Annotated in this window: 15 protein-coding genes; 7 read left to right on the plus strand and 8 right to left on the minus strand. The window is 32.1% G+C overall.

Going from position 1 to position 13,185, the window contains the following annotated elements; translation table 11 throughout:
- Nucleotides 1–15: 15 nt before the first annotated feature.
- Nucleotides 16–822 (minus strand): outer membrane protein assembly factor BamD, encoded by an 807-nt coding sequence (locus DNU06_RS14550; protein ID WP_111064225.1) that lies wholly within the window; start codon nucleotides 820–822, stop codon nucleotides 16–18.
- 160 nt (nucleotides 823–982) lie between these two features.
- Between DNU06_RS14550 and DNU06_RS14555 the strand changes: the two genes are divergently transcribed.
- Nucleotides 983–2,245 (plus strand): aminotransferase class I/II-fold pyridoxal phosphate-dependent enzyme, encoded by a 1,263-nt coding sequence (locus DNU06_RS14555; RefSeq protein ID WP_111064226.1) that lies wholly within the window; start codon nucleotides 983–985, stop codon nucleotides 2,243–2,245.
- 57 nt (nucleotides 2,246–2,302) lie between these two features.
- Here DNU06_RS14555 and DNU06_RS14560 read toward each other — a convergent pair whose 3' ends face one another.
- Nucleotides 2,303–2,557, minus strand: a complete 255-nt coding sequence (locus tag DNU06_RS14560) for a hypothetical protein (protein ID WP_111064227.1) — start codon at nucleotides 2,555–2,557, stop codon at nucleotides 2,303–2,305.
- 109 nt (nucleotides 2,558–2,666) lie between these two features.
- Nucleotides 2,667–3,245 carry a DUF4920 domain-containing protein gene (locus tag DNU06_RS14565; RefSeq protein ID WP_111064228.1) on the minus strand — a complete coding sequence of 193 codons (579 nt, stop codon included), beginning with the start codon at nucleotides 3,243–3,245 and terminating at the stop codon, nucleotides 2,667–2,669.
- Nucleotides 3,246–3,331: 86 nt separating this feature from the next.
- Between DNU06_RS14565 and DNU06_RS14570 the strand changes: the two genes are divergently transcribed.
- Together DNU06_RS14570 and DNU06_RS14575 are read left to right on the plus strand one after the other, a co-directional pair.
- Nucleotides 3,332–4,675: a sensor histidine kinase gene (locus DNU06_RS14570; RefSeq protein ID WP_111064229.1), complete on the plus strand. Its 1,344-nt coding sequence runs from the start codon at nucleotides 3,332–3,334 to the stop codon at nucleotides 4,673–4,675.
- Between the two features lie 5 nt (nucleotides 4,676–4,680).
- Nucleotides 4,681–5,379, plus strand: coding sequence for a response regulator transcription factor (locus tag DNU06_RS14575; protein WP_111064230.1), 699 nt, complete (start codon nucleotides 4,681–4,683; stop codon nucleotides 5,377–5,379).
- Here the strand turns inward: DNU06_RS14575 and DNU06_RS14580 are convergent.
- A complete protein-coding gene (locus DNU06_RS14580) occupies nucleotides 5,376–6,095 on the minus strand; it encodes a pyridoxine 5'-phosphate synthase (protein ID WP_111064231.1) in 720 nt (239 codons plus the stop codon). The genes DNU06_RS14575 and DNU06_RS14580 overlap by 4 nt on opposite strands.
- Before the next feature lie 110 nt (nucleotides 6,096–6,205).
- Here DNU06_RS14580 and DNU06_RS14585 point away from each other — a divergent pair, with 110 nt between their 5' ends.
- From DNU06_RS14585 to porQ, 3 genes are read left to right on the plus strand one after another with little or no spacing between them, the layout of a single operon-like run.
- Entirely contained in the window at nucleotides 6,206–6,868 is a 663-nt protein-coding gene (locus DNU06_RS14585; RefSeq protein ID WP_111064232.1) for a CBS domain-containing protein, read from the plus strand.
- Between the two features lie 2 nt (nucleotides 6,869–6,870).
- Entirely contained in the window at nucleotides 6,871–7,749 is an 879-nt protein-coding gene (locus tag DNU06_RS14590) for an NAD kinase (protein ID WP_111064233.1), read from the plus strand.
- Between the two features lie 30 nt (nucleotides 7,750–7,779).
- Nucleotides 7,780–8,835 carry a type IX secretion system protein PorQ gene (porQ, locus tag DNU06_RS14595; RefSeq protein WP_146239262.1) on the plus strand — a complete coding sequence of 352 codons (1,056 nt, stop codon included), beginning with the start codon at nucleotides 7,780–7,782 and terminating at the stop codon, nucleotides 8,833–8,835.
- Here the strand turns inward: porQ and DNU06_RS14600 are convergent.
- On the minus strand, nucleotides 8,832–9,467 hold the full coding sequence (locus tag DNU06_RS14600) for a Crp/Fnr family transcriptional regulator (RefSeq protein ID WP_111064235.1): 636 nt from the start codon (nucleotides 9,465–9,467) through the stop codon (nucleotides 8,832–8,834). The genes porQ and DNU06_RS14600 overlap by 4 nt on opposite strands.
- A 111-nt stretch (nucleotides 9,468–9,578) precedes the next feature.
- On the opposite strand from DNU06_RS14600, the gene DNU06_RS14605 reads away from it, so the two are divergent.
- Nucleotides 9,579–10,454, plus strand: a complete 876-nt coding sequence (locus DNU06_RS14605; protein ID WP_111064236.1) for an OmpA family protein — start codon at nucleotides 9,579–9,581, stop codon at nucleotides 10,452–10,454.
- On the opposite strand, the gene DNU06_RS14610 is transcribed toward DNU06_RS14605, so the two are convergent.
- From DNU06_RS14610 to DNU06_RS14620, 3 genes are read right to left on the minus strand one after another with little or no spacing between them, the layout of a single operon-like run.
- Nucleotides 10,451–11,422, minus strand: coding sequence for a chorismate-binding protein (locus DNU06_RS14610; protein ID WP_111064237.1), 972 nt, complete (start codon nucleotides 11,420–11,422; stop codon nucleotides 10,451–10,453). The genes DNU06_RS14605 and DNU06_RS14610 overlap by 4 nt on opposite strands.
- A complete protein-coding gene (locus tag DNU06_RS14615; RefSeq protein WP_233503047.1) occupies nucleotides 11,418–11,807 on the minus strand; it encodes a PaaI family thioesterase in 390 nt (129 codons plus the stop codon). Before DNU06_RS14615 ends, DNU06_RS14610 begins: the two co-directional genes overlap by 5 nt.
- Nucleotides 11,808–11,842: 35 nt before the next feature.
- Nucleotides 11,843–12,925: an LptF/LptG family permease gene (locus DNU06_RS14620; protein ID WP_111064239.1), complete on the minus strand. Its 1,083-nt coding sequence runs from the start codon at nucleotides 12,923–12,925 to the stop codon at nucleotides 11,843–11,845.
- Between the last annotated feature and the right edge of the window lie 260 nt (nucleotides 12,926–13,185).

Here is a 13,185-nt window from a genome sequence, read left to right on the forward strand (position 1 = left end):
TCTTTCAATTTAAAACTAACTGTTTTGACCGTTAATTATTTTTTCCACTTTCTTATTTAAAACAGACAATTCTTTGACATATTTAGAATTTGGAAATTGGCTTACAAATTTACGATAAGTTTTCGTTGTTTCATTGAATCTCTTCATTTTTTTAGACTCAATACTGTTAATAGCTAACAAATAACTGCTTTTTACCAATAAATACATGGTTTCTTCTCTGTATCGTGTGCCTGGAAAGTCGGCTAAATGAATTTCGAAAGCCGTTAGTGCTGCTTTGTAATTCTCCGTTTTGTAATAAAGTTTTGCAGATTCAAATTGCTTCGTTTCTATTTTGTAATTGAGTTTGTCCATGATCTTATTACAAGAATCAATTAAACTGCTTTTTGGATGCATGTCTATAAATATCTGTAACTGATCTAAAGCGTTTAAGGTTTCTGTTTGGTCTAAGCTATAATCTGGGGAATTGTTAACCGAACAAATGGCACTTAAAAATTGGCATTCTTCTGCATGTACACTACTAGGATATTGATTGATAAATCGTCTAAAATAATAGGAAGCTAAATAATAGTCGTCTAAATAGTAATTAGACATACAATAATAGTAGTACAGCTTTTCTCCATCTGCCGACAATTTAAAATAAGGAATAATATCTTCTAAAACTGCAGCTGAATTTTCATATTGCTTGGTTTCATAATATTCAATTGCTCGTTTCTTTTTGAAAACTTGGTCTTCACTTTTCATTACCTTGTTAAAGTCCGAACAAGCTGTTAAACTTACTATAAATGCGAAGACTAAAATAATTTTTACCGATTTTTGTTTCATAATGCTCGGCAAATATACGCTTTGATTTGTTAAAATATGCAAATATTTAAGCGGTTAAACTAAAAAATGTGAATAAAAAGTCCCCATTTTTGGGTGAAAAAAGAATTTTACTCCTACTTTCGCACCTTAGTGTATCCGCTATGCGGATTAAATAAAAATTATGGCAAAAGATATTTTTGAAAGAATTAAGGAGAATAGAGGACCTTTAGGACAACATGCCAAAGGTGTTCATGGCTATTTTACTTTTCCTAAATTAGAAGGCGAAATAGGAAATAAAATGTTATTTAGAGGCAAAGAATGTTTGGTTTGGAGTGTCAATAATTATTTGGGACTTGCCAATGCGCCAGAAGTGAGAAAGGTAGATGCTGATGCTTCTAAAGAATGGGGACTTGCATACCCAATGGGGTCGAGAATGATGACTGGTCAAACTTCAGAGCATGAAGCACTAGAAGCAGAACTTTCTGATTTTATGAAGAAAGAAGATACCATCTTGTTAAACTTCGGTTACCAAGGTATGTTATCTGCAATCGATTGTTTAGTAGATAGAAAAGATGTTATTGTTTACGATAGTGAATCTCACGCTTGTATTATTGATGGGGTACGTTTACATGCTGGAAAAAGATTTGTGTTTCAACACAATGATATGGAAAGTTTTGAAAAACAAATGGACCGTGCAACTAAATTAGTAGCAGATACTGAAGGTGGTATTATGGTAATTACTGAAGGTGTATTCGGTATGGCAGGCGATCAAGGTGAATTAAAAAAATTAATCGAGTATAGAAAAAACGGTAAATATGACTTCCGTTTATTTGTTGATGATGCTCACGGTTTTGGTACATTAGGTGAAACTGGTATGGGAACAGGTGAACACCAAGGTTGTCATGATGGAATTGATATTTACTTTGGTACTTTCGCCAAGTCTATGGCTTCCATTGGTGCTTTTATCTCAGCGACAGAAGATATCATTGAGTATTTAAGGTATAATATGAGATCTCAAGTTTTTGCTAAGTCCTTGCCAATGCCGCTAGTGGTTGGTGCAAGAAAAAGACTTGAAATGTTGAGAACACAACCGGAACATAAAGAGAATTTATGGAAAATTGCGACTGCTTTGCAAACTGGTCTAAAAGAAAATAATTTCAATATAGGAAGAACAAATACAGCAGTAACCCCTGTGTTTTTATCTGGAACTTTAGCAGAAGCGACAAATGTTACTTTTGATTTAAGAGAAAATTATAATATTTTCTGCTCCATTGTAGTGTATCCTGTGGTGCCTAAAGATGTAATCATGTTGCGTTTAATACCAACTGCTTCTCATACTTTAGAAGATGTTTCTTATACTATTGAAACTTTTAAGAAAATTCAAGAAGGTTTATCCGCTGGAAAATATAAAGCAGATACTTTAAAACAAGTAGAAACGGATTAAAATAACGTATATTTTTTAAAAAAAAAGGTTGCTATTTTAGCAACCTTTTTTTTTGTCCTAATTTATTAAGGTACATTCAATTTTCACATTGTTTTTGTTATCGGGTGTAGCGTCGTATAGATTATTACCCAAACAACTAGTTTCCGCTTTGGAAGGTGTGTCTTTAATCTCGAAAGTGTAATATTCAATGTAGACCTGGGTTGACATGTTTTCACTAAAAGTTTTGGTTTCTGTACAGTCACATTGATAATCCTTTTTACAGGATAAGCATAGCCCAGCAAGTATTGTTAAAGTTAAAATGTATTTTATCATATTAATTGTTTCTATTTCAAACGAGTATTCAGAAATATGCGTTGGGTGTATTGTATAAAAAAAGCCCATTGGACATCCAATAGGCTTTTTTTATAATCTGTTACGCTTCTTAGTCTTTAATCAATATGGATAAACAATCAAATGATAAATCAATTTTGTCTTCTGTTATCGCATCATAATCGGCTTGATTAATTTCATCCCCTGCTTGTGCAGCATCATCCAATAAATGTTTTTGAAAATCAACGGTTAATGTATCTGTCACTAGATTACCGTAAAGTATTGCTGCTTTACCTGCTGAAGTTTCAATTGGAATGGTGAAATGATCTCTAAAGAATACCATGATGTTTTCATCTGCTGATTTTTTAAAGTTAATCCAACATCCCGCTTTTTGACATACTTCATTAATGTCTACTGCTACTTTGCCTTCAAAAGAACCAGTATTGTCAAATTGCGTCATCATTTCTTCTATGTTTACTGCTCCTGTTGCATCAACGTCTTCTAAACCATAAAGTGTATATGCCCCTTTAGTAACACCATTAAATGCTAATTCATTTACAGGCTCCTCTTCCATCACTGCTACTGCTTCTGTTACAGTAGAATCTACATTCACTTCTTCTTTTGTTGTGTTGGAATCACAACTTGCTACCATTAATCCAGTGGCAAAAATGCCAATCATTACTTTTTTCATGCTATTTTTATTTTTTACAAATATATATAGTAAACATTAAATAAAAATCAACATTTAGTCTCAATGTTTTTTTCTAATTTTAACTGATGAATAATTTTAAGGTTAAAACCGTAATATTTCTAGGTATATTCTCCATATTCTGTGTTTTAACAATTCAGTTTTTTTGGGTAAAAAAAAATATTGAATATCAAAATACGAATATTAAAATTCAAAATTTTCAAGATAGTCTCAATTTTAAACAGTTTAATGAAAATGTAAGTCTAGCACTTAAAAATGTAGCGACCGAAATTCAAAGGATTAATAAACAAAAAAGTGATTTGTATGGAAAGGTAAAACAACAATCTTCTAATTATTTCACAGTGGAGTTAGAAGATACTCTGCATCCTTATTTATTAGAAAGTTTATTGAAATCCGAATTTTATAACCAAAACATAAAAGATGATTTTAGATACGGGATTTATGATTGCTTTACAGATAGCATAATCTATGGTGATTTTATTAAGTTTAAAGGCGACTCTGTATTCGTAATTGAAAACAATAAAAATATTGATGGTAAACTACAAAATAAACTAGATACAGATGTGCACTATTTTGCAGTGTCATTCCCTAATCGTCAAAACTATTCTATTGAAAATGTGCCGGAAAATGTAACGCCATGGTACTATATGTTCGCAATATTATTATTTATTCTTGCCTATTTTGTATATACAGTCCTAATTATTTTACGCCAGAAAAAGTTGTCGGATATAAAAAATGATTTTATCAATAATATGACGCATGAGCTGAAGACACCAATTTCTACTATTCGTTTGTCAAGTGAAGCCTTGTTAAATGGTACCAATAATTCTCCTGAAAAATTAGAAAGGTTTGCTAGTATTATATATAAAGAGAATAAACGATTAGAGCAACAAGTCGAAAGGGTGTTGAATATGGCTAAATTGGATAAAGGAGAAGTGAAATTGAAAATTTCCACCTTTGATGTGCATGAAATTATTGAAGAGGCGAAAGATAATTTAGAATTTAACCAACTGGATGAGGGCGGAGGAGGTATTGAGTTAGATCTCAAAGCGAACCATTTTATTATCCAATCGGATATGGTACATTTTACTAATGTTATCTATAACTTGTTGGATAATGCAATTAAGTATACAGATAAAGTACCACAGATAAAAATTAGTACTTATAATGTAAAACATAAAATAGCCATTCAAATTAAAGACAATGGTAATGGTATTTCTAAAGACAACCTTAGGTTTATTTTTGATAAGTTTTATAGAGTGCCAACTGGTAATTTACACGACGTAAAAGGTTTCGGACTAGGATTGTTTTACGTGAAATCTATCATAGAACAACTCAATGGTACCGTACAGGTCAAAAGTCATTTGGGTGTGGGGAGCGAGTTTACCATTTTATTACCTTTAAATAATTAATTTTTATGAATGAAGATATCAAAATATTATTAGTAGAAGACGATACGAATTTAGGTTTTGTCATTCATGATTATTTGAAAAATGCTGGATACCAAGTGCAATTATGCATCAATGGGGTGGAGGGATTAAAAGCTTTTAATGCCCAAACTTTTCATTTATGTATTTTAGATGTGATGATGCCTAAAAAAGATGGGTTTACCATGGCGAAAGATATTAGAAGCCTAAAATCAAATGTCCCAATTCTATTTTTGACCGCTAAAGCGGAAGTGGAAGATAAAATTGAAGGACTTACTGTTGGTGGGGATGATTATATTACAAAACCCTTTAATGCAGAGGAATTTTTGCTCCGTGTAAAATCTTTATTAAAACGATCAATTCCTGATTTTAAGGAAAAAGAACAAGAGGATTTTGAAATAGGGACTATTCTTTTTAAAAGTAAAGAGTTTCTTTTAGAATATAAAGATGGTGCTAAGCAAAAATTGACTAAAAAAGAATCAAGAATATTACATTTATTAATGTTGCATAAAGGTAAAGTCTTGCCCCGTGACATTGTTTTGAATGCCGTATGGGGACAAGATGATTATTTTGTAGGTAGAAGTTTGGATGTGTTTATTTCAAAATTGAGGAAATATTTAAAATCAGAAGAAAAAGTGAGTATCAATAATGTACACGGCGTAGGATTTAAATTGGTAGTTGAAGATTAGTCCACTAATAAGTCTTTATACATTTTTACCGTATTTTCTAATCCTAAATACAAAGCATCTGAAATTAAAGCATGGCCAATAGATACCTCAAGTAACCCTGGTATATTTTGCTTGAAAAACTTTAAATTCTCTAAACTTAAGTCATGTCCAGCATTAATGCCTAGGTTAAGTTTCTCTGCTAATTCTGCGCACTTTGTAAAAGGTGCTATCGCTTTTGCTTTATCATTAGAAAATTGCGCTGCGTAAGGTCCCGTGTAAAACTCAATCCTATCTACGCCAATTTCTGCCGAAGCTGCTATCATCTCTTCATTGGTTTCAATAAAAATGGAAGTACGTATTCCCATTGCTTTTATTTCTTGGTTTATTTTTTTTAGAAATTCAAAATGTTCTAAAGTGTCCCAACCAGCATTAGAGGTTAACACGCCTGGTGGATCAGGTACTAAAGTCGCTTGTGTGGGTTTTACCTCTTTTAGTAACGCCATAAAACGATCATTTGGATAACCTTCAATGTTATACTCCGTGTAGACTACTTTTTTTAAGTCGTACACGTCTTTTTTGGTGATATGTCTTTCGTCTGGTCGAGGGTGAATAGTGATGCCTTCAGCTCCGAATGATTGAATTTGTTTCGCGGCTTCCACTAAATTTGGCGTATTGCCTCCTCTAGCGTTTCTTATTGTCGCAATTTTATTGATATTTACGCTGAGTTTTGTCCCCATTTTTTTAAAGTATTATATACATTTACGCTACAAAAATATAATTAAAGAAAATAAATACTTTACTTTGTTTATTATATTTATAAGCAATTGAGGCTAAATTACATTTCAACATGAGAGCAGAAGAATTAATTTCTGAATACATACCACCTATTAAGTACACAGAATCAGGCGAAAAGGCGCTGAATTGGATGAATGAATTTAGGGTGAATCACTTGGCCGTTGTAGATGGAAAAAATTATATCGGTATCGTTTCAGATGATGATATTTACGATATGAAGGATCCGAAAAATAGCCTTAAATCTGAATTGCCTTACCTTCAAAATCCTTTTGTTTATGGAGATAGTCATATTTATGACGTGTTAAAAACAATCGCCAATGCAAAAATTACCATTGTGCCTGTATTGAATAGAAACAACGAGTATATCGGTTGCACGGATTTATTGTTTCTTATCTCACAAATTACAGCGGTAAGTTCAATGAAAGAAGCTGGTGGGGTGATAGTGTTAGAAATGAATAAACATGATTATTCATTGACGCAAATAGCTCGAATTGTAGAAGAAAATGATGCTAAAATACTTAGTAGTTATGTTTCTTCTTTAACTGATAGTACCAATGTTCAAGTAACTTTAAAAATTAATTCAACAGAAATAGATTCCATTCTAAGAACTTTTGAACGTTATGATTATTTTATTAAAGAATCTTATTCTGAAGGGGAGTACTTTGAAGACCTGAAAAATAGATATGATGAACTAATGAACTATTTAAAACTTTAAGTATGAAAATTGCAATCTACGGTAAAAATTTTCAAGATAGCTTTATTCCTTATATTCAAGATTTATTTAATACGCTAAGTTTGTATGATTGGGAGTACACCATCTACGAGCCTTTTCATCAGTTTCTTAAAGAAAGATTGGTAATTAAAGATAATTTGGATTTATACACTAATCATGAAGACTTAGCAAAAGATACTGAATTGTTAATTAGTATAGGAGGGGATGGTACTTTTCTTGAAACAATTCATATCGTAAAAGATAGCCACATTCCAATACTAGGTGTGAATACAGGAAGATTAGGCTTTCTAGCGTCAACTCAAAAAGATGAAATTAAAGAGGTGCTAGATAAGATTAACCATAAAAAATATAGACTGCAATCTCGATCCTTAATTCAAGTGAATTCGGAAAGTAATCTGTTTGATGGAAATAATGTGGCATTGAATGAAGTGACAGTTCATAAAAAAGATAGTTCAAGTATGATAACCATTCATACTTATATTGACGACTTGTATTTAAACTCTTACTGGGCAGATGGCTTGATTATCGCGACACCAACCGGATCTACAGCTTACTCTTTGAGTTGTGGGGGACCAATTGTTGTGCCTGGAGCAAATGATTTTATTATTACCCCTATTGCACCGCATAATTTAAATGTCCGACCAGTAGTTGTGCCAGATTCAAGAAAAATCACACTGAAAATTGAAGGTAGAAGTCATGAATTCTTATGTTCTATGGATTCTCGTTCCGAAACGGTAGCTTTTTCAACAGAATTGATAATTAGTAAGGCAAATTATAATATTGATGTAATTCAAAGTGATGATCAAAACTTTTTGAATACAATTCGAAATAAAATGATGTGGGGAATTGATAGGAGAAACTAAAATAAACGAATTAATTCTACGTTTAGGTAAATGATGAACATAAAAACAAACTTATTCTGCTTATTCTTATTTGTATCCAGTTCGGTGATGAGTCAAATTGGTGGACAAAGTGCATTTCAATTTCTTGACTTAAATTTTAATGCGCGATCCGCTGCACTCGGAGGAGATTTTGGGGCGGCTAATGATAATGATATTAACTTAAGTGTCCTCAATCCTGCTAGTATAAATACACAAATGGATAAAAATGTTGCCCTTAACCATGCTTTTTATCCTGCAGGAATAAATTATGGACAATTAATGATCGGTCATGATTTTGAAAAAATTGGTATGGTGGTAATGCATATGCGTTATGTTGCTTATGGAAAATTTAATAGAACTGACCCTGCAGGAAACGATTTAGGGACTTTTACTGCTGGAGATTATGCAATTGGTGCCGGATACGGAAAAAAATTAAATGAAAGATTTAGTATTGGAGGTAATGTAAATCTTATCTTCTCCCAGTTAGAATCTTACTTTGCATTTGGTGTAGGGATAGATTTTGCTGTAATGTACCAAAGTGAAGATGAGAATGTAATCGCACATATTACAGCACGAAATGTAGGAGTACAATTTAAAGGGTATACTAAAAGTAACAGAGAACCACTTCCAATTGAGGTACTCGCTGGCGTTTCTTATAAGTTAAATCATGCCCCATTTAGGTTTAGCCTAGTTGCACACGATCTTACCGATTGGGATTTGTCCTATTTAGCGCCTTTTGAAGGACCGCTTATTGATCCTTTAAATCCAGACGATACCTTAGCAGACCCAAGTATATCATTTTTAGACAAGACTTTCCGTCATCTAAATTTAGGCGTAGAGATTATTCCAACGGATAATTTCTCTTTGAGAATTGGCTATAACTTTAATAGAAGACAAACTTTTATTATCCCAGATAGAATTAGTATAACTGGCTTTTCTGCCGGTGTAGGGTTTAGAGTGAAAAAATTGGATTTTAATTATTCTATTGTTTTTGATTCCCCAGCAGGAAGCACGAATATGTTAAGTATTACTTCCAATTTTTCTGAATGGAAAAAAACGAAGTCTTAAAGAAGTGTAATTTTTCCTCTGCCTAATTTAACAATTCCTTCATTCTCTAATTGCTTTAGTAAGCGAGAAACAACCTCTCTTGATGTATTCATGTCTACCGCAATTTCTTGATGAGAAATGTGTAAAATGTTATTCTTAGTTGTCCTAGCTGTTTCTTGAATGTAATGCAAAATTCGTTCATCCATTTTTTTAAACGCCAATTGATCTACTGCATATAGCATATCGTTAAAACGTTGTGTCATAGATTGGAAAATATAGTTTCTCCAAACTTCATAATCCTTAATCCAATGATCCATAAACTGATTAGGAATACTCAGAAAAACAGCGTCTTCTTCAATTATCGCTCTAATATTACTTCTTGTTTTATTTAAACAACAAGAAACCGTTGTAGCACAAGTGTTACCCGAATTTACATAGTATAAAAACACCTCGTTACCTTCTTCGTCTTCTCTTAATATTTTTAAAGAACCAGAAAGGATTAAAGGAAAGGATTCCATGTTCTCATCCAAGTCAATTAATATCTCCCCTTCCTTTAAACTAATAATTTTTGAATTATTTATTATGTCTTTAACCAATGCTAGGTCATTTAATTGCGGGTATACCGCTAAAAAGTCATTTTCTGTGATTGCCATTATAATTTCATGTATGTAACTTAATTGTAATTTTACGTAAACTAAAAGTAGTAAAATGTATTCAAATAATACTTATTAATTTTTGGAATAAAAATTGCAAATAAATAATCCATGAGAAAAATGTTTTATCAACTTATATTTTTGTTGATTTTCCAATTAAATGCATTCACACAAAGTTTTTTTGAAGGTACTTGGCAAGGTGTTATTGAGCAAAGTGGAATGACTAATCCTAAGCCTTTAGCATTTTGGATTGAGTTTAATATTGAGGAATCTACTAATGTAATTAATGGGACTTCTAGAAATGAAATACCTTTTACCGATAATTATGCTTTAAAATCTTTTCAAGGTAAGGTAAAAAGTGCTAATCAATTATTCTTCGAAGAAGTTATGTTGGGGAATGAAAAGAATGAAGGTAATAATTTTTGGTGTTTAATTAATGCAGAATTGACTTATAATGATTCAACAGGCTACTTAAAAGGTAGGTTTACTTCTAAGGATTGTCGCGCTTATTCTGGTGAAATTACCTTGTTCAAGTCAAAATACCAAATGTCCCAAGGAGATACAATATCTAAATACCATTCCTGGGTGACTAATTTTCAAAATGATTTAAAAAGAGGGTGGAATGCTTATTATGTCCGTGCTAAAGATATGCGTGATTTTGAAATTAAACCTGTTTACTTTGATCATGATAAAGCGGTAGTTAGCGACGAGTTTAATGCCTACCTAAAACAAATGGTAAGTGTCGTTCAATCACATTCTGATTTGAGAATAAAAATAATTGGACATACAGATTCAAATGGTTCAAATAATTACAACATTCAATTGTCTGAAAAAAGAGCGAATAGGGTAGAAAAGATTTTAGAGGGGTATGGTATGCCACCCGATCGAGTTATTATAGAGTATAGAGGAGAAACGGATCCCATAGCAGCCAATAATACTGCCTTAGGAAAAAAGTTAAACCGCCGTGTAGATTTTGAATTCGATTAACGTAAAAAATGATCGAGGGTTTTTGCTTTGTGTAACGTTTCATGCCATTCTAATGCAGGGTCTGAATCGCAAGTGATACCACCACCAAGATATAAATAGGCATAGTTTGCATCTATTTCCATACATCTTAAGTTGACAAATAGATCTAGTTGGTTAGAATTTACTAATCCTAAAAATCCCGTATAATATCTCCTTTTGTGTTGTTCAAAGTGCTGTATTTCTTTTAATGCTTCATTTTTAGGTAGTCCACACGTGGCAGGAGTAGGGTGGAGGTCTTTAATGATCTGACCTGTGTACGAATTTTTTATTGTGGTATTAAAAATGGTTTTTAAATGTGATACTACACCCGTGTTGATGGTTGAAGGTCCATTAATCTCCGTGTTTTCACATTGGTTCTTCTTTAATTGTTCCGCTATAAAGTCACTTACTATTTGCTGTTCTACTATCTCTTTGGTTCCCCAAGGTGTAGCTGGATCTAATTTAGTGCCAGCTAATGATACGGTAGTGAGCTTTTGATGGTCTTTTTTTAAAAATTGCTCAGGAGTAGCCCCTACCCATGTGCCAACATTTTCTATACTTATTATATAGTTAAAACTATTTGGATAGGATTCGTTTAAAGATTTGAAAATGGCTAAAGGATTTCTGTGATAACGCTCTTTCTGAATTCTAGAGAAAACAATTTTTTGAATAGGAGATGTCCTGATCTTTTCTATAATAGTACTACATGTTTCTAGGTAAGCCTGTTTTGAAATTATCTCGTGCTCATGGGGATGGTAAAAAAAATCAAAAGATTCCTGCTCAATAGTGTTTAATTGATCTAAGAATAAATTCTTCTCATTATCAAATGCGTGAAAAACAAACCCCTCTCCTTTATTTAAAAAATCAAAAGCACTAATTTCTTGAGCTCTTCCTGCTAAATAAATAGGAATAACCGATTCTGGATGACGATATGCAAGGAAAGCTTTAATGTTTAGATTTTTTTTGAATAACCATTACCGTTAATCTACCAATGCAAATTAACTCCTCTAAATCATTCTTAATTTCCACTTGCCATAAATGTGTGGATTTACCGCAGTGTAAAAGTTTGCCCTTAGCATGTACCATTCCGCTTTTAACTCCTTTTATATGGTTAGCGTTAATTTCAAGTCCCACTATTGCTTCCTTTTCTAAATCAACACATAATGCCGATCCTAATGAACCAATGCTTTCTATCAGTGCAGCGCTTGCTCCGCCATGTAAAAGTCCCATTGGTTGATGGGTGCTTGCATTAACTGGCATAGTTGCTTTTAAAAAATCGGTTCCCACTTCAGTAAATTTAATTGATAATGTTTCCATTAGCGTATTACTATTCATGGAATTTAATTTTTCTAGTGATGGAATATGTCTAATCATAATTGTTTTAAAATGTTTCTATATAATAATAAGGATATGGCTAAAAAAATGATATTTGGAATCCAGGTAGCTATTAAAGGTGGAAAACCAACGTTTAAGGCGGCGACAGTAGTCATTTTCATAGCAAATATATATAGGACACACAATAGAATACCTAATGCTAATTTGCCACCAGTGCCACTCCTTGATTTTCTACTCGATACTAATACACCAATAAAAGTGAGTATGTAAATAGCAAATGGAGCTGCCATTCTATTGTATTTATCTAATAAATATTTCGGGACTAATTTTGATTTCTTTTGTTCCTCGGATTTAATAAACTTATTTAGCTCCGCATAATTCATAGCTTCTACTATGTTTTCCCTAAATATAAGGTCGGTTACTTTAAATGGTAAAATGGTGTCTATAATAGGTATCAATGTTAATTGATCATTCTTTTCTCCAAAATATCGAATACTTACCTCCTGTAAATGCCACATTTTGGATAAGCTATCTCCCTGTGCTTTGTTTGCTTTTAATTTGTAAATCAAATCATAGCCATCCCATTGTTCTATAATTAAATTATTTACAGAATTGTCCTTACTGCTATACTTACCGTATAATACATTCTGTCCGTTTTCGAATTGTACTTTTCCACTGGTGGGGTTAAAGGAATTTCGGTAAAACCTTTCTTCAAAATCAAGTCTCATTTTGTTAGAGGGAGGTAACACAAAATTATACATGATTAATGTGATCACTACTAATATGGTTGCAGAGATAAAGTAAGGTCTCAAAAATCGATTAAAACTTACTCCAGATCCTAGAATAGGAATTATCTCTGAATTCTGTGCCATCTTTGAAGTGAACCAAATAACAGAAATGAAATTAATCATAAATATAAACTGAAAACCAAAGAATAATATAAAATTAGAATAATACACCGTAAATATTTCAAACCAACTAGCTCCCTTCTCTATAAAGCTAGATAACTTGTCTGAAAGATCAAATACCATACTAATCATCATTAACAATATGAATATAAATATGAAAGTACCAAGGAACTTTTTTATAATGTATTTATCTATTTTAGTTATTATCATTATTACTATGTAGCTTTTTATGTAGTATGATGCAAAATTAAACAAGATTTCATGTCTTTTACATATCCTACTTACTATTATTTACTGTTGTCCTTCACATTTTAGCATTTAATAGAGCTTAGGTAAGGTAGTACCGATTTTAAATAATTATTTTTTAGCCTATTTATGAGATAGTTAATAATGTATTTCACAATTAATTTAGAAAAGGCATTGTCAAGTAAAAAAAGAGGTGTATCTTTGCGCCCCCAAACGAGGGTAAA

It is taken from the genome of Putridiphycobacter roseus (assembly GCF_003234935.1).
In the GTDB taxonomy this organism is placed as follows: Bacteria; Bacteroidota; Bacteroidia; order Flavobacteriales_D; family Crocinitomicaceae; genus Putridiphycobacter; species Putridiphycobacter roseus.

Bases quoted from the DNA above. Each gene is read 5' to 3' on its own strand.
- porQ (WP_146239262.1), top strand. From the start codon at position 7,780: ATGATGAACATAAAAACAAACTTATTCTGCTTATTCTTATTTGTATCC.
- DNU06_RS14605 (WP_111064236.1), top strand. From the start codon at position 9,579: ATGAGAAAAATGTTTTATCAACTTATATTTTTGTTGATTTTCCAATTA.
- DNU06_RS14565 (WP_111064228.1), bottom strand. From the start codon at position 3,245: ATGAAAAAAGTAATGATTGGCATTTTTGCCACTGGATTAATGGTAGCA.
- DNU06_RS14570 (WP_111064229.1), top strand. From the start codon at position 3,332: ATGAATAATTTTAAGGTTAAAACCGTAATATTTCTAGGTATATTCTCC.
- DNU06_RS14600 (WP_111064235.1), bottom strand. From the start codon at position 9,467: ATGGCAATCACAGAAAATGACTTTTTAGCGGTATACCCGCAATTAAAT.
- DNU06_RS14555 (WP_111064226.1), top strand. From the start codon at position 983: ATGGCAAAAGATATTTTTGAAAGAATTAAGGAGAATAGAGGACCTTTA.
- DNU06_RS14620 (WP_111064239.1), bottom strand. From the start codon at position 12,925: ATGATAATAACTAAAATAGATAAATACATTATAAAAAAGTTCCTTGGT.
- DNU06_RS14575 (WP_111064230.1), top strand. From the start codon at position 4,681: ATGAATGAAGATATCAAAATATTATTAGTAGAAGACGATACGAATTTA.
- DNU06_RS14550 (WP_111064225.1), bottom strand. From the start codon at position 822: ATGAAACAAAAATCGGTAAAAATTATTTTAGTCTTCGCATTTATAGTA.
- DNU06_RS14585 (WP_111064232.1), top strand. From the start codon at position 6,206: ATGAGAGCAGAAGAATTAATTTCTGAATACATACCACCTATTAAGTAC.
- DNU06_RS14580 (WP_111064231.1), bottom strand. From the start codon at position 6,095: ATGGGGACAAAACTCAGCGTAAATATCAATAAAATTGCGACAATAAGA.
- DNU06_RS14615 (WP_233503047.1), bottom strand. From the start codon at position 11,807: ATGAATAGTAATACGCTAATGGAAACATTATCAATTAAATTTACTGAA.
- DNU06_RS14560 (WP_111064227.1), bottom strand. From the start codon at position 2,557: ATGATAAAATACATTTTAACTTTAACAATACTTGCTGGGCTATGCTTA.
- DNU06_RS14590 (WP_111064233.1), top strand. From the start codon at position 6,871: ATGAAAATTGCAATCTACGGTAAAAATTTTCAAGATAGCTTTATTCCT.